Here is a 14,489-nt window from a genome sequence, read left to right as displayed (position 1 = left end):
TCAACGCTCTGTTAGAACAAAGCCTTAATCCCCTACATAGACTTGTCTTGGGCGCGTGATCCTAGCTTGCGGGCTTTTGACATGCTCTAAAAGTTGAGCACACCAGCCTACGGTTCTGCCAATGACAAACACCGGCGTGAAAAAACGCACTGGGATTTTTAAAGCCCTTAAGATCGTGCCGGAGTAAAAATCCACATTGGGGTAGAGATTCCTTTCAATGAAATACTCGTCTTTTAGCGCGATTTCTTCCACTTTCGCAGCGATTTCGCTCAACCTTTCGTCCATTTTAACGCCTTTTTGGTGCAGTTCGTCCTTTAAGCCTTTTAGGATTTTAGCACGCGGATCGTAGCTTTTATACACCCTATGCCCAAAGCCCATGAGTTTGAAATTGTCGTTTTTGTCTTTCACGCGTGCGATGTATTTATCCACGTTTTTCACATCGCCGATTTCTTCTAATTGTAAAAGGACTTTTTCATTCGCCCCACCATGCAAATGCCCCCACAAAGCGCTAATGCCCGCGCTTATAGCGGCATAAGGATGCACGCCGGTGCTAGCGACATTCCTTACCGTGGTAGAAGAGGCGTTTTGCCCATGGTCAGCGTGCAAAGTTAGGATTTTATCAAAGGCTTCCACTTCTAGGGGCGTGATTTCTACTTCGCCTTGAGTGGTGTGTTTTAAGCGGCTATAAGGGTAACCTCTCAGCATGAAAAGGATATTTTCCACATAAGAGCGCGCGATGTCCGGATAAATGATAGGTGCTCCCACTTCATTGCGATAGCAAATGGCCGCAAGCGTGGGGATTTTAGCGATAATTCTTCTGGCCATCGTTTGGTAATCTTCTTCAGTGTGCATGTTTTGGTGCGTGGAATAAAGGGTGGATAAGATAGATACGCCGCTAGAGAGTTTCGCCATAGGGTGGGCGTTGCTAGGGAAAGCTGAAAACATGTTGAGTAAGCTCTCATGCACAAAGCTTCTGTGGCGTAGTTCCAGTTCAAATTCCAAGCTTTCATCTTGATTTTTGGGTAATTCCCCTGTGAGTAATAGCCTGCACACATCTACATATTTGTATTTGGCGACTAAATCCTCTATCCTATGCCCTCTGTAATACAATTCGCCTTTTTTGCCATTGATATAGCTGATTTTAGATTGGCACCCGGCAGTGGAAGAATACCCTGGATCGTAGGAAAAAAACCCGGTCGTTTCAAAAAGCTTGGAAAAATCCACCGCTTTAGGCCCACGAGTGCATTCAATCGTTTCAAATTCGTAGCGTTCATTATTTTCATTATTGATTAAAGTAACAGACATTCAATTTCCTTAAGTTTTGATAGTATCCAACTCCTAATTATAAGCCAAAAAATTAAATGATTTCTTTTTAAAAACATTGCGTTTTTTCAAGTTATTCCTAACCGCTACTTTTAAACACGCATTCAAAAAAAAAGATTTTTAGGGGTTATATAGTATTTTTGCGCTAGTATAGTTACTCAAACTTTAGAAAAAGGATAAACAATGGCTTACAACCCTAAAATTTTACAAAAGCCTAAAGAGGGCGAAGAAATTACGATTAAAGACAACAAATTGCATGTGCCAAATTACCCCATTATCCCTTTCATTGAGGGCGATGGCATTGGATCAGATATTACCCCAGCGATGATTAAAGTGGTGGATAGCGCGGTTCAAAAAGCGTATAAGGGCGAGAAAAAAATCGCATGGTATGAAGTGTTTGTGGGCGAAAAATGCTATCAAAAATTTAAAGATCATAAGGAATTAAGCCCCGAAGAGCAATGGCTCTTACCGGACACTATTGAAGCAATCAACCATTATAAAGTCTCCATTAAAGGGCCTTTGACCACGCCTATTGGTGAGGGGTTTAGATCTTTGAATGTAGCGTTACGCCAAAAAATGGATCTGTATGTGTGCTTGAGACCGGTTCGGTGGTATGGGAGTCCTAGTCCGGTGAAAGAACCACAAAAAGTGGATATGGTGATTTTTAGAGAAAATTCTGAAGACATTTATGCGGGCATTGAATGGCAAGAAGGCAGCGCGGAAGCGAAAAAACTCATCCATTTTTTACAAAATGAATTAAAGGTTAAAAAAATCCGCTTCCCTGAAAGCAGCGGCATAGGGATAAAACCCATCAGTAAAGAAGGCACAGAGAGGCTGGTGAGAAAAGCGATTGAATACGCGATTGATAACGACAAGCCAAGCGTGACTTTTGTGCATAAAGGTAATATCATGAAATATACCGAAGGGGCGTTCATGAAATGGGGCTATGCGCTCGCTCAAAAAGAATTTAACGCTCAAGTCATTGATAAAGGCCCATGGTGTTCTTTGAAAAACCCTAAAACCGGTAAAGAAATCATCATTAAAGACATGATCGCTGACGCGTTCTTGCAACAAATCTTATTGCGCCCTAGCGAATACAGCGTCATTGCGACCATGAATTTGAACGGGGATTATATCTCTGATGCGTTAGCGGCGATGGTGGGGGGTATTGGTATCGCTCCTGGGGCTAATCTCAATGACACGGTGGGCATGTTTGAAGCCACCCATGGCACCGCTCCTAAATACGCTGGGCTGGATAAAGTCAATCCGGGGTCTATTATTTTGAGCGCGGAAATGATGTTAAGGCATATGGGCTGGGTGGAAGCGGCTGATTTGATTGTCTCTGCTATGGAAAAAGCGATTAAGAGCAAGAAAGTCACTTATGATTTCGCTCGTTTGATGGATGGGGCTAAAGAAGTCAAATGCTCTGAATTCGCTAGCGTGATGATTGAAAACATGTGAAAGAGCCTTTAAGCTCTGGTGTTTGGATGGCGATTATAGGCTAATACTATCATAAGGAATGAAGTTGATAAAATTTGTGCGTAATGTGGTTTTGTTCATTTTAACGGCGATCTTTTTAGTGCTCATGCTTTTGGTGAGCTATTGCATGCCCCATTATAGCGCGGCTGTCATTAGCGGGGTGGAAGTCAAAAGAATGAATGAAAATGAAAACACGCCCAATAATAAGGAAGTAAAAACCCTCGCTAGAGATGTCTATTTTGTGCAAACTTACGACCCTAAGGATCAAAAAAGCGTAACCGTTTATCGTAACGAAGACACGCGCTTTGACTTCCCTTTTTATTTTAAGTTTAATTCGGCTGATATTTCGGCCCTCGCTCAAAGTTTAGTCAACCAGCAAGTGGAAGTGCAATACTATGGCTGGCGGATCAATTTGTTTAACATGTTCCCTAATGTGATTTTTCTAAAGCCCTTAAAAGAGAGTGCTGACATTTCAAAACCCATTTTTAGTTGGATTTTATACGCCTTGCTGTTAGGGGGCTTTTTTATCAGCGCGCGTTCTGTTTGCACTTTATTTAAGGGCAAAGCTCATTAATTCTTTTAGGCTTTGTTGGAAAATCACAATGGGGTTATTGGAGCGTTTGTTAAAAAGCTCAATATAGGGCAAACTGATGCTGTGAAAAGCGGTGTTATTTTCCCTCAAATTGATAGCGATTTTATAGTCTAGTTGGTGGGATTTCAATAAAAAGTCATTCAGCAAACAATCATTAATCAAGCCCAAATTGTCATGGCTAATCAAAAGCATTTTGGCTTTTAATTTTAGGGCCAAATCCAGCATGTTTTCTTCTAAAGTGATAGGCACGCATAGCCCCCCAGCCCCTTCAACGATGACTAAATCGTAAGTTTTGGTGAAATTTTGGAGGCGTTGGATTAAATGATCTATATCAATGGGAGCGTTTGGATCTTCTTCTTGTTGGGCGATGAGAGGGGCTGAGACTTTATGATAACGATAGAATGAAATGTCTTTTAAGGTTAAAGAGCGATCCAAAAGGCGGTTATCTTGCAAGAACAAATGCGCATCGCTAAAGTGGTTAATGGCGTCATTAACGCCTGTTTCAATGGGTTTTAATAGAATCGTTCTAACGCCACAAGCGTTGCAATATTTTGCTAATAGTCTAGCGCATGTGGTTTTTCCGGCATTGGTGTTAGTCGCGCTGATAAAGAGCATGGTTTAACCTTTAAATTGATAGTCATTACCTCTAAAGTGGTAAGCCCCATCAAAGATTTGAGCGGTCAATACATTTTTAATTTGTGGTAACTTCACATTTTTTAGTGCTTCTCTTGGGACTTCAATCACCAACTCCTCAAACGCTTGGTCGCTTAAAGGGTTATCAATATCAAAAACGAAACTTAAGATATTGTGGAGTGAGTTATAGGTAACCTTGTCAATCAACGCATAATTCAGTCTAACGCCCTCTGCTTGCTCTATGGCGGTTACGATACTCTTGGATAGTCTAGGACTAATATTATCAAGCTGTGTCGCTAAATCTGTCGGTGAGATAAAGCAATACCCCGCATCGGTGTCTATGGTGTTAGCAAGCGCTTTAGCAATCAATGTCCTACTCATTTTTCTACCTTGTCTTAAAGCTTTAACAAGGTTATTGACTTTAATGTTGTGGTTGTAACTTTGTCTGTAACTTTTACTCATAGCGCATTTTCGTTGTTCTCTTGTTTTAATTGCTTGTTGCTCCCAATTTTCTATCTCATCAACATTGAAAGTCTTTGGATACCCATACGCACGAACCCTACTTTGTGTCCTTTTAATAAACCCTTTAATTTCATTTTCAAATGTGTCTGTAAGGTTGCCAATAGTGTAAGGCATATAAGTTGCTTTGATTTGTGTCTTAACAATGTCTTTAAAAGCTATACCATAATTGTCTTTTTCAGGGTTTTTCTCAAAGAATGTATAGACTTTGTTCTGTAGTCTTGTGAGAGAGTGTGGTAATTCTTTAGGGACAGAGAATGTGATGTCAGTGAATTTCGCCCACACATCGCCAAACTCACTAGGTAAAGCACTCACCAATTCCACATAGTATCTGTCTTTGTTATTATAGATACTATTTTGACAATAACAAATCGCCGCTTGATTGAATTGTCTCGCCCATAATAACAAATGGTTTCTTAAATAAAATGTGCTACTAGGTTCATTGACAAATACAAAAAAACTAGTCTCTTTATCAGGTATTAGGGCGTCCTCGAGATTGTCTTTCCAATAGCCGATTACTTGAATATAACCAATGAAGTCTCTCTTACTATCCAATAGTCTTTTTAGCTGTTGTGTCCTTTCCATATTGTCTTTTTGAGTGTAGCGGTATCTCTCAACAAATTCTTTACTAGACATAAGGTCTTTCATTGTGGTTTCACTTTTAGGGTTTAAAAATTTACTAACAAAAGACTTACCTAGTGCTGTGGATAGTTTGAGAGCGATAGTCCTATACTCTCTCAAAAAGGCGTCAGCAAGATAAGAAGCGTCTATGGGGTTAGGGTCGTCATTCCAATTTTTAGCTACTTTGTCTAATTGAGATGCCTTATAACCGCTCTTATAAGCTTCTATCAATAATTCTTGTTCCTTTTCAGTAAAGTCTTTTTCAAAGACAGGTTTAAAAACTCTAAACGCTGAAATAGTCCCAAAAGGTAGTCCGCTTTTGATTTTATTGACAATGCTGTTAAGACTAGTAGCTTTAATAGTCGTGTTTTGTTCTCTTTTAAGTCGTGAGAGTTCCTCACCAAACGCATCTAGTGTCGCTCTTAAAGATAAGTTGTCTTTTATCCTTACTCTAGGTTTATTTTGTCTAGCTAATTTCCTGTCCGCTAACGCCTTATCAATAGATGCTGTCAAAGAAGTGCTTCTATTATGTGGCTCATCAACAAATTCTAAAAAGTCGTAATTCAATAACATTATCGTGTCCTTTTCTTTAAGCGAGATTATAGCGCTTTATCTTTGAGCCTTCAGCGGGTCATTAGGGTTTATTTGGTATAATACCAAAACTTCATTTAAGGTTGGTTCTTATGAATATTTTATTTGGGATTAGCGACACGCAAGAATGTTATAACGCTATTAAATTCGCTGTCAAATTAGCCCATTCGCTTAAAGAGGTCCGTTTCACTCTATTGCATGTGAGCATGGAAGTGTTTATTTATAGCGAAAGCGGGATGATGGATTATGGCCAAACAGAAGCCTTAGAAGAAGAAAAAGCTAAGGCTTTGTTAAAGCAATTTGAAGACGCTTTCAAAAAAGAAAATATAGAGTGCGAGAGCGTTCTAAAAAGCGGTGATTTGATTGATGTGGTCTTGGATATGGCTAAGGATTATGATTTGTTATTGATCGGGGCGAGCGAATCTAATTTGTTGTATCGTTTGTTCATTTCACACCAAAATAGCTTGGTTGAACAATCCAGTATCCCTGTTGTGATCGCCAAGTAGCATGGATAAGCAGCATGAAAATGTATAACATACCCACCCCCACCATGGCGCAAGTGATCATGGTTGATGACCCCATTACGACAGCGGAATTTGTCATCTCTGCTTTGAGGGATTTTTTTGACAAGTCTTTAGAAGAGGCCAAAGATCTCACATCAAGCATCCATCGTGATGGCTGTGGGGTTTGTGGCGTCTATCCTTATGATATTGCCAGGCATAGGGCAGCATGGGTTAGGGATAAGGCCAGAGAGCTAGATCTCCCCTTAAAATTATTGGTAGAAGAGATAAAATAATGGCTAAATTCAATCAAGATCTCAATGAAGTTCTAAACCAAGCTTTAAATTTAGCCCTAGATCTTAACCACGCCCTTTGCACCACAGAGCATGTGCTACTAGTTATTTTAGAACATGAGAGCGGGGAAAAGATTATTGGCGCTTTAGAAAGAGATGACTATGATAAATTAAAACAAATCCTTAAAGACTATTTGTTGCAATATGTGCCTTTAAAGAGCGATCCAGCCAAAATGCCTGCTAGGAGTTTTGTGTTATTAAGAATGCTTAAAAGAATGTATGCGAGTTGTTTTGAGAGCGTGGGCGTGGAAGAATTGCTTATTTTAATGCTGGATCACCCCGATTGTTACGCTTCAAAACTCATGGATAGTTTTGGCATCGCTCGTTTGTATTCTAATCCTGCTTTATTGGATTTGGATAACCATGGTATTCCTAATGACATTAATGATAATGAAGAAGCGCCCAAAAACACTCCCCTAAAAAAATACGCTAAAAATTTGAGCGCTTTAGCCCAAGATAACGCTTTAGATCCAGTCATTGGCAGAGAAGAAGAGATTTTAAGAGTGATAGAAATTTTAGGGCGCAGAAAAAAGAATAATCCGCTTTTAATTGGCGAAGCGGGCGTAGGGAAAACCTCCATCGCTGAAGCTTTGGCTTTAAAAATCGCTCAAAAAGAAGTGCCGGAGTTTTTGCAAGAATATGAAGTTTATTCTTTGGATTTGGCTTTAATGGTGGCTGGGGCAAAATACAGAGGGGATTTTGAAAAACGCTTGAAAAAAACGCTCAAAGAAATCCAACAAAACGGCCGCATCATTTTATTCATTGATGAAATCCACACCCTTTTAGGCGTAGGGAGCAGTAACGCTGGGAGCTTGGACGCGGCGAACATATTAAAACCGGTTTTAACGGATGGGGGCTTGAAATGTTTAGGAGCGACCACTTTTGAAGAATACCGCAGCGTGTTTGAAAAAGACAAGGCTTTTAATAGGCGTTTTTCAGTCATAAAAGTTGAAGAGCCTTCTAAAGAGGCGTGTTACTTGATTTTGAAAAAGATCGCTCCCCTTTATGAAGAACACCACCAGGTGCGTTATGATGAGAGCGTGTTTAAGGCATGCGTGGATTTAACGAGTGATTACATGCATGATAAATTCTTGCCGGATAAAGCGATTGAATTATTAGATGAGGTGGGATCGAGGAAAAAAATCAACCCCAAAAAGGGCAAAAAAATCGGCGTTGATGACGTGAAAGAAACGCTCGCTCTGAAGCTTAAAATCCCTAAAATGCGTTTGAGCAGCGATAAAAAAGCCCTTTTAAGGAATTTAGAAAAATCGCTAAAAAATAAGATTTTTGCCCAAGCAGAAGCGATCAGTCTCGTCAGCAATGCGATTAAAATCCAGTATTGCGGGCTTTCTTCTAAAAATAAGCCTGTGGGGAGCTTTTTATTCGTGGGGCCTAGTGGGGTGGGGAAAACGGAGTTGGCTAAAGAATTGGCCTTGAATTTGAATTTGCATTTTGAACGCTTTGACATGAGCGAATACAAAGAAGCCCATAGCGTGGCAAAACTCATCGGGAGTCCTAGCGGTTATGTGGGGTTTGAGCAAGGGGGGCTGTTGGTGAATGCGATTAAAAAACACCCGCATTGTTTGCTGCTTTTAGATGAAATAGAAAAAGCCCATTCTAATGTGTATGATTTGTTGTTGCAAGTGATGGATAACGCTACTTTGAGCGATAATTTAGGCAATCAGGCGAGTTTTAAGCATGTGATTTTGATTATGACTTCAAATGTGGGGAGTAAGGATAAGGACACGCTAGGGTTTTTTAGTGCTAAAAATACCAAGTATGATAAAGCCGTTAAAGAGCTTTTGACCCCTGAATTACGCTCCAGGATTGATGCGATCGTGCCGTTTAACGCGCTCAGTTTGGAGGATTTTGAACGCATTGTTTCTGTGGAATTAGACAAATTAAAAGCCTTAGTGCTAGAGCAAGACATAACCTTAAAATTCCATAAAGAAGTTTTGAAATGCATCGCGCAAAAAAGCTATCAAACGACTTTAGGAGCGAGAGAAATTAAAAAAATCATTCATAATGAAATCAAAACTAAATTAAGCGATATACTGCTCTTGCAATCGTTTAAAAAACCTTGTAAGATCGCTTGCTTGCTAGAAAAAAACCAATTGGTTCTAAAAGAAATCGAGCGCGCGCAAAAGGTGAAAGAAAATGATTTTTGAAATGCTTTATAGTAAAATCCATAGGGCTACTATCACAGACGCTAACCTCAATTATATAGGCTCGATCACCATAGATGAGGATTTAGCCAAGTTCGCTAAGCTCAGAGAGGGCATGAAAGTGGAAATCGTGGATGTCAATAACGGCGAACGCTTCAGCACCTATGTGATTTTAGGGAAAAAAAGGGGCGAAATTTGCGTCAATGGTGCAGCGGCCAGAAAGGTGGCCATAGGCGATGTGGTGATCATTTTAGCTTATGCGAGCATGAATGAAGATGAAATCAACGCACACAAGCCAAACATCGTGCTAGTGGATGAAAAAAACGAAATTTTAAAAAAGGGTTAGAGATGGATTTTAGTCAATTGGGCGGTCTAAGCGGGTTATTAGACGGCATGAAAAAAGAGTTTTCCCAACTAGAAGAAAAGAATAAAGACACGATCCACACTTCCAAAAGCGGTGGGGGAATGGTGAGCGTGAGTTTTAATGGGGTGGGGGAATTAGTGGATTTGCAAATTGATGACAGCCTGTTAGAAGATAAAGAAGCGATGCAAATCTATTTGATGAGCGCTTTGAATGACGGGTATAAAGCCGTAGAAGAAAACCGAAAAAATTTAGCCTTTAACATGTTGGGGAATTTTGCTAAATTGTGATGTTTCACAAAGCCTTTATCGTTCTATGGTTTTTTTTGAATGGCTTAGGGGCTTATGATTTCAAGCATTGTCAGGCGTTTTTTAAAAAAGCGAGCCTTCAAAAAGGGGGCGTGGCTTTAAAGGAATTGCCTAAAGGCGTGTATTTGTATTATTCCAAAACCTACCCCAAACACGCCAAAGTCATCAAATCCGATCCTTTTGTAGGGTTGTATTTGTTGCAAGGTGCGCCAAGCGAGTATGTTTATACCTTAAGGGATTTGGACAAAGACGCCCTTATAAGGCCTATGGCTAGCATAGGGGATAAAGAAGCCCTAGAAGCGCGATTATTAGTGGGGCAAAAAGGCTATGACCGCTACGCTCAAATTTCACAAAAGACTCAAAAAAATGGCGTTATCAGCAATATTTGCTATCAAATGTTAGGGCTAGGGGTAGGGGGGAACGGCTTTATAGAAACGAAATTTATCAAGCGCTTTTTAAACCAAAAAGAGCCTTATTATGGGGATATTGGGGTGCGTTTAGAAGAAGATGATAAGCGTTTAGTAATAGCGCAATTTGATCCCTTTTTCCCTAAAAACCCTTTTTTAAAAAACGATGAAATCCTAGCGATCAATGATTACAAGATCCGCTCGTTAGCGGAGTTTGAATGGGTGGTGAGCAATCTTAAATACCAAAGCCTTGCAAAAGTGAAAATCAAACGAAACCACAAAATCAAAGAAGTAACGCTCAAAGTCAATAAGCGTTATGGGGGGTTTTTACTCAAAGACACTTTTTTAGAGCGCTATGGCATCGCTTTAGATAGGCGTTTTATCATCACTAAAATAGGCGTTCATTTGCCCAAAGGCTTGGATTTTTTAAAGCTTGGGGATAGGATTTTATGGGTGAATCATAAAAGCGTTTCATTCACCCCAAAGGCTTTAAGAGAAGCGTTAAGCACGCCTAAAATTGAATTATTAGTTTGGCGTAAAGGCTTTGAATTTTACATTAAAGTCCGTTGAAACATTGATGAAACATGACGCTTATGAGATTATCCTTTCTTGGTTTATCACGCCTCTCACGGCGATTTTAGGGCGTTTCGCTGAATTTTTTCTCTACACTTTGCATGCGCAATTGGTGTTTAATAGCGTGGTCGCTTTAGCGTTCATGCTCTTTGCTTACAGGAGTTTGAAAGAACAGAATTTTTTCAGCGCTAGTGCGCTTTTAGAGGCGTTATGGTTTGTGGGGTTTTTTGTGCTGTTTAACTACGCTTTGAAAAACCCTTCGCGCTTTTATGAATTGTTTCAAAACGCTATTTTTATTGCGCCTAACATGATCGCACAAAGCCTTTCTCAAAGCTTGAGTAACTTTTCTAACCACGCGCTTTCTTTAGATTTTATTTTTAATCATGGTTTTTATGCCCTTAGCTTCATCAGCGATTTGAGCCATAACGAAATGCCCGTGTGGCTTTTTTTAAGCGTTTTGCAAGCGCTTTTTTTGAGCGTGCTGTTTGCGATCATCATTTTAGTGTATTTGGAAGCACATGTGTGGTGCTCTTTAGGGGCGTTGTTTTTAGCGTTTGGGTTTTTTAAAACCTGGAGGAGCGTTGTGGTTATATGCCTAAAAAAATGCTTCGCTCTTGGGTTTTACAAACCTTTTTTGTTGTTGGTGGGGTTTTTGAACGTGTCGGTTACTAAGGCCTTAATGGACGCTAGCATGCAAGAAAAACAAGACTTAAGCCTTTTATTGGTGGTGGCGTTATTTTTGTGTTGCGTTTTTATCATAGGCGTGCCTTTTTTTATCAACGCTTTGTTTAGGGTGCAAAACAGCCTCAAAGAAACTTACAAACTCGCCACCAATTTGAGCGCTAACCTCAGCCAAAACGCTCTTACTTCCTTACAATATATCACGACCTCGCCCGCTCTTTCTAGTGTTTCTCCTTCTACAAGCGGTAGCGTTTCTAAAGAAAAGGAAACGCATTCCCCCACATTCAAGGTAGAAACCACTCAATTAGATGTAAAAATCCCAAATTTCAAGCAAAAAAAGGTTAAAAAGGATACAATAGATACAAAAAATGAAATTTAAATAAATAGGAATTTAATGAGGATTTTTTTTGTTATTATGGGACTTGTGTTGTTTGGTTGCACCAGTAAGGTGCATGAGATGAAGAAAAGCCCTTGCACCTTGTATGAAAACAGGTTAAATCTCGCATGAAAGAAAAGCCTTTCAATAGCGAGCAGTTGATCTATTTAGAAGAGCTTTTAAGCCACCAAGAAAAGCATTTAGAGAGCAAGCTTTCTGGTTTTTCGGTGAACGATTTGGACATGCAAAGCGTGTTTCGGCTAGAAAGGAACCGCTTGAAAATCGCTTACAGGCTTTTAGGTTTGATGAGCTTTATCGCGCTTATCTTAGCGATCGTTTTAATCAGTATCCTGCCCTTACAAAAAACCGAACACCATTTCGTGGATTTTTTAAACCAGGACAAGCATTACGCCATTATCCAAAGAGCGGATAAAAGCATTTCCAGTAATGAAGCGTTGGCTCGTTCGCTCATCGGGGCGTATGTGTTAAACCGAGAGAGTATTAATCGCATTGACGATAAATCCCGCTATGAATTGGTGCGCTTGCAAAGCAGTTCTAAAGTGTGGCAACGCTTTGAAGATTTGATTAAAACCCAAAACAGCATTTATGCGCAAAGCCATTTAGAAAGAGAAGTCCATATCGTCAATATTGCGATCTATCAGCAAGACAATAACCCCATTGCGAGCGTTTCCATTGCGGCTAAACTTTTGAATGAAAACAAGCTCGTGTATGAAAAGCGTTATAAAATCGTGCTGAGCTATTTGTTTGACGCCCCGGACTTTGATTACGCTTCCATGCCTAAAAACCCTACCGGCTTTAAAATCACTCGCTACAGCATCACTGAAATCGCGCCGATTAATAGGAATGATTGATGCGTAAGGTTTTATACGCTCTCATGGGCTTTTTGTTGGTTTTTAGCGCTTTAAAAGCCGATGATTTTTTAAAAGAAGCGAACGAAACAGCCCCGGTGAATTTAAACCACCCCATGCAGGATTTAAACGCCATTCAAGGGAGCTTTTTTGACAAAAACCGCTCCAAAATGTCCAACACTTTGAACATTAATTATTTTCAAGGGCAAACCTATAAAATCCGCTTGCGTTATGCGATGGCGACCTTATTGTTCTTTTCAAAACCCATTAGCGATTTTGTTTTAGGGGATAAGGTGGGCTTTGATGCGAAAATCTTAGAAAGTAACGATCGCATTTTACTCATCAAGCCTTTACAAATTGGCGTGGATTCCAATATCAGCGTGATTGATAGCGAGGGTAAGATTTTTTCTTTCTATGTGTTTTCTACCACTTTCACCAGCTCCAAACACCCTAATTTACAGGTTTTTATAGAAGATAAAAACTATTACACTAACGCTTTTATCAAGCCCCAAAAAGAAAATAAAGAAAATATGGCTGAAAATGCCCCTAAAGATGCCCAAAAAAATAATAAGCCCCTAAAAGAAGAAAAAGAAGAAACTAAAGAAAAAGAAGAAGAGGTGATAATTATTGGCGATAACACCAACGCGATGAAAATTATTAAAAAAGACATCCAAAAAGGCTATAAGGCTTTAAAAAGCTCTCAAAGGAAATGGTATTGTTTATGGGCTTGTTCTAAAAAATCCAAACTCTCCTTAATGCCTGAAGAAATCTTTAACGATAAGCAATTCACTTATTTCAAATTTGACAAAAGATTAGCGCTCTCTAAATTCCCGGTGATTTATAAGGTCGTTGATGGCTATGATAACCCGGTGAATACAAGGATTGTGGGCGATTACATTATCGCTGAAGACGTTTCGGCTAAATGGACTTTAAGGCTGGGTAAGGATTATCTGTGTATCCGTTTTATCAAAAGGAGCAAAGGTGAATAAGTGGATTAAGGGGGCGGTTGTTTTTGTAGGGGGTTTTGCAACGATTATAACAACTTCTTTAATCTATCATCAAAAGCCAAAAGCCCCCTCAAATAACCAACCCAATCTTTTGAATGACGATGAGGTGAAATACCCCTTACAAGACTACACCTTCACTCAAAACCCACAGCCAACTAACACAGAAAGCTCTAAAGACTCCACCATCAAAGCCTTACAAGAACAGCTCAAAGCCGCTTTAAAAGCCCTAAACTCCAAAGAAATGAACCATTCCAAAGAAGAAACTTTTACTAGCCCTCCCATGGATCCAAACACAACCCCCCCTAAAAAAGATTTTTCTCCAAAACAATTAGACTTACTTGCCGCTCGCATCACCCCTTTCAAACAAAGCCCTAAAAATTACGAAGAAAACCTGATTTTCCCCATGGATAACCCTAATGGCATTGATGGTTTCACTAACCTTAAAGAAAAAGACATCGCTACTAATGAAAACAAGCTTTTACGCACCATTACAGCCGATAAAATGATACCCGCTTTTTTGATCACGCCCATTTCTAGCCAGATCGCTGGTAAAGTGATTGCGCAAGTGGAGAGCGATATTTTTGCGAGCATGGGAAAGGCTGTTTTGATCCCTAAAGGCTCTAAAGTCATAGGCTATTACAGTAACAATAACAAAATGGGCGAATACCGCTTGGATATTGTATGGAGTCGAATCATCACTCCCCATGGCATTAATATCATGCTCACTAACGCTAAAGGGGCGGACATTAAAGGCTATAACGGATTAGTGGGGGAATTGATTGAAAGGAATTTCCAACGCTATGGCGTGCCGTTACTGCTTTCTACGCTCACTAACGGCTTATTGATTGGGATCACTTCGGCTTTAAACAATAGAGGTAATAAAGAAGAGGTGACTAATTTCTTTGGGGATTATCTTTTATTGCAATTGATGAGGCAAAGCGGCATGGGGATCAATCAAGTGGTCAATCAAATTTTAAGAGACAAAAGCAAGATCGCCCCCATTGTGGTGATTAGAGAGGGGAGTAGGGTCTTCATTTCGCCCAATACTGACATCTTCTTCCCTATACCCAGGGAGAATGAAGTCATCGCTGAGTTTTTGAAGTGACTCAAAAATGCCAGTTTAAAAACGCT

The 14,489-nt window shown here is 39.9% G+C and carries 16 protein-coding genes; 13 read left to right on the top strand and 3 right to left on the bottom strand.

Features of this window, described 5'->3' with window-relative positions; all coding sequences use genetic code 11:
- Positions 1–24: 24 nt before the first annotated feature.
- A complete protein-coding gene (locus tag I6852_RS00455; protein WP_197291173.1) occupies positions 25–1,305 on the bottom strand; it encodes a citrate synthase in 1,281 nt (426 codons plus the stop codon).
- Between the two features lie 201 nt (positions 1,306–1,506).
- On the opposite strand from I6852_RS00455, the gene icd reads away from it, so the two are divergent.
- Together icd and I6852_RS00445 are read left to right on the top strand one after the other, a co-directional pair.
- Entirely contained in the window at positions 1,507–2,784 is a 1,278-nt protein-coding gene (icd, locus tag I6852_RS00450; protein ID WP_156563671.1) for an isocitrate dehydrogenase (NADP(+)), read from the top strand.
- 64 nt (positions 2,785–2,848) lie between these two features.
- Positions 2,849–3,376 carry a DUF1523 family protein gene (locus I6852_RS00445; RefSeq protein ID WP_197291174.1) on the top strand — a complete coding sequence of 176 codons (528 nt, stop codon included), beginning with the start codon at positions 2,849–2,851 and terminating at the stop codon, positions 3,374–3,376.
- Here the strand turns inward: I6852_RS00445 and bioD are convergent.
- Positions 3,353–4,009, bottom strand: coding sequence for a dethiobiotin synthase (bioD, locus tag I6852_RS00440; RefSeq protein ID WP_197291175.1), 657 nt, complete (start codon positions 4,007–4,009; stop codon positions 3,353–3,355). The genes I6852_RS00445 and bioD overlap by 24 nt on opposite strands.
- 3 nt (positions 4,010–4,012) lie before the next feature.
- Positions 4,013–5,740, bottom strand: a complete 1,728-nt coding sequence (locus I6852_RS00435; RefSeq protein ID WP_197291176.1) for a hypothetical protein — start codon at positions 5,738–5,740, stop codon at positions 4,013–4,015.
- Between the two features lie 110 nt (positions 5,741–5,850).
- Here I6852_RS00435 and I6852_RS00430 point away from each other — a divergent pair, with 110 nt between their 5' ends.
- From I6852_RS00430 to I6852_RS00380, 11 genes are read left to right on the top strand one after another with little or no spacing between them, the layout of a single operon-like run.
- Positions 5,851–6,264, top strand: coding sequence for a universal stress protein (locus I6852_RS00430; RefSeq protein ID WP_001023005.1), 414 nt, complete (start codon positions 5,851–5,853; stop codon positions 6,262–6,264).
- Positions 6,265–6,278: 14 nt separating this feature from the next.
- Positions 6,279–6,554 carry an ATP-dependent Clp protease adaptor ClpS gene (locus tag I6852_RS00425; protein WP_033763268.1) on the top strand — a complete coding sequence of 92 codons (276 nt, stop codon included), beginning with the start codon at positions 6,279–6,281 and terminating at the stop codon, positions 6,552–6,554.
- Positions 6,554–8,779: an AAA family ATPase gene (locus I6852_RS00420; RefSeq protein ID WP_197291177.1), complete on the top strand. Its 2,226-nt coding sequence runs from the start codon at positions 6,554–6,556 to the stop codon at positions 8,777–8,779. Before I6852_RS00425 ends, I6852_RS00420 begins: the two co-directional genes overlap by 1 nt.
- Complete coding sequence (panD, locus tag I6852_RS00415; RefSeq protein WP_197291178.1) at positions 8,769–9,122, top strand: aspartate 1-decarboxylase; 354 nt, start codon at positions 8,769–8,771, stop codon at positions 9,120–9,122. Before I6852_RS00420 ends, panD begins: the two co-directional genes overlap by 11 nt.
- A gap of 2 nt (positions 9,123–9,124) precedes the next feature.
- Positions 9,125–9,427, top strand: coding sequence for a YbaB/EbfC family nucleoid-associated protein (locus I6852_RS00410; protein WP_000347928.1), 303 nt, complete (start codon positions 9,125–9,127; stop codon positions 9,425–9,427).
- A complete protein-coding gene (locus I6852_RS00405) occupies positions 9,427–10,422 on the top strand; it encodes a PDZ domain-containing protein (protein ID WP_197291179.1) in 996 nt (331 codons plus the stop codon). The genes I6852_RS00410 and I6852_RS00405 overlap by 1 nt, the downstream gene beginning before the upstream one ends.
- Positions 10,423–10,429: 7 nt before the next feature.
- The gene (locus tag I6852_RS00400; RefSeq protein ID WP_197291180.1) at positions 10,430–11,485 is read left to right on the top strand and encodes a type IV secretion system protein; all 1,056 of its coding nucleotides are present in this window, start codon (positions 10,430–10,432) and stop codon (positions 11,483–11,485) included.
- A gap of 15 nt (positions 11,486–11,500) precedes the next feature.
- A complete protein-coding gene (locus I6852_RS00395) occupies positions 11,501–11,614 on the top strand; it encodes a hypothetical protein (RefSeq protein ID WP_001217877.1) in 114 nt (37 codons plus the stop codon).
- Positions 11,611–12,354 carry a VirB8 family type IV secretion system protein gene (locus tag I6852_RS00390; RefSeq protein ID WP_197291181.1) on the top strand — a complete coding sequence of 248 codons (744 nt, stop codon included), beginning with the start codon at positions 11,611–11,613 and terminating at the stop codon, positions 12,352–12,354. Before I6852_RS00395 ends, I6852_RS00390 begins: the two co-directional genes overlap by 4 nt.
- Entirely contained in the window at positions 12,354–13,340 is a 987-nt protein-coding gene (locus I6852_RS00385) for a TrbG/VirB9 family P-type conjugative transfer protein (protein WP_197291182.1), read from the top strand. Before I6852_RS00390 ends, I6852_RS00385 begins: the two co-directional genes overlap by 1 nt.
- On the top strand, positions 13,333–14,463 hold the full coding sequence (locus I6852_RS00380) for a DNA type IV secretion system protein ComB10 (protein ID WP_197291183.1): 1,131 nt from the start codon (positions 13,333–13,335) through the stop codon (positions 14,461–14,463). Before I6852_RS00385 ends, I6852_RS00380 begins: the two co-directional genes overlap by 8 nt.
- The last annotated feature ends 26 nt before the right edge of the window (positions 14,464–14,489 follow it).

It is taken from the genome of Helicobacter pylori (genome assembly GCF_015904775.1).
In the GTDB taxonomy this organism is placed as follows: domain Bacteria; phylum Campylobacterota; class Campylobacteria; order Campylobacterales; family Helicobacteraceae; genus Helicobacter; species Helicobacter pylori_DM.
Note: the sequence above shows the minus strand (reverse complement) of the source record. Positions and strands in the feature narration are given on the sequence as shown.

Bases quoted from the DNA above. Each gene is read 5' to 3' on its own strand.
- I6852_RS00455 (WP_197291173.1), bottom strand. From the start codon at position 1,305: ATGTCTGTTACTTTAATCAATAATGAAAATAATGAACGCTACGAATTT.
- icd (WP_156563671.1), top strand. From the start codon at position 1,507: ATGGCTTACAACCCTAAAATTTTACAAAAGCCTAAAGAGGGCGAAGAA.
- bioD (WP_197291175.1), bottom strand. From the start codon at position 4,009: ATGCTCTTTATCAGCGCGACTAACACCAATGCCGGAAAAACCACATGC.
- I6852_RS00435 (WP_197291176.1), bottom strand. From the start codon at position 5,740: ATGTTATTGAATTACGACTTTTTAGAATTTGTTGATGAGCCACATAAT.
- I6852_RS00430 (WP_001023005.1), top strand. From the start codon at position 5,851: ATGAATATTTTATTTGGGATTAGCGACACGCAAGAATGTTATAACGCT.
- I6852_RS00425 (WP_033763268.1), top strand. From the start codon at position 6,279: ATGAAAATGTATAACATACCCACCCCCACCATGGCGCAAGTGATCATG.
- I6852_RS00420 (WP_197291177.1), top strand. From the start codon at position 6,554: ATGGCTAAATTCAATCAAGATCTCAATGAAGTTCTAAACCAAGCTTTA.
- panD (WP_197291178.1), top strand. From the start codon at position 8,769: ATGATTTTTGAAATGCTTTATAGTAAAATCCATAGGGCTACTATCACA.
- I6852_RS00410 (WP_000347928.1), top strand. From the start codon at position 9,125: ATGGATTTTAGTCAATTGGGCGGTCTAAGCGGGTTATTAGACGGCATG.
- I6852_RS00405 (WP_197291179.1), top strand. From the start codon at position 9,427: ATGTTTCACAAAGCCTTTATCGTTCTATGGTTTTTTTTGAATGGCTTA.
- I6852_RS00400 (WP_197291180.1), top strand. From the start codon at position 10,430: ATGAAACATGACGCTTATGAGATTATCCTTTCTTGGTTTATCACGCCT.
- I6852_RS00395 (WP_001217877.1), top strand. From the start codon at position 11,501: ATGAGGATTTTTTTTGTTATTATGGGACTTGTGTTGTTTGGTTGCACC.
- I6852_RS00390 (WP_197291181.1), top strand. From the start codon at position 11,611: ATGAAAGAAAAGCCTTTCAATAGCGAGCAGTTGATCTATTTAGAAGAG.
- I6852_RS00385 (WP_197291182.1), top strand. From the start codon at position 12,354: ATGCGTAAGGTTTTATACGCTCTCATGGGCTTTTTGTTGGTTTTTAGC.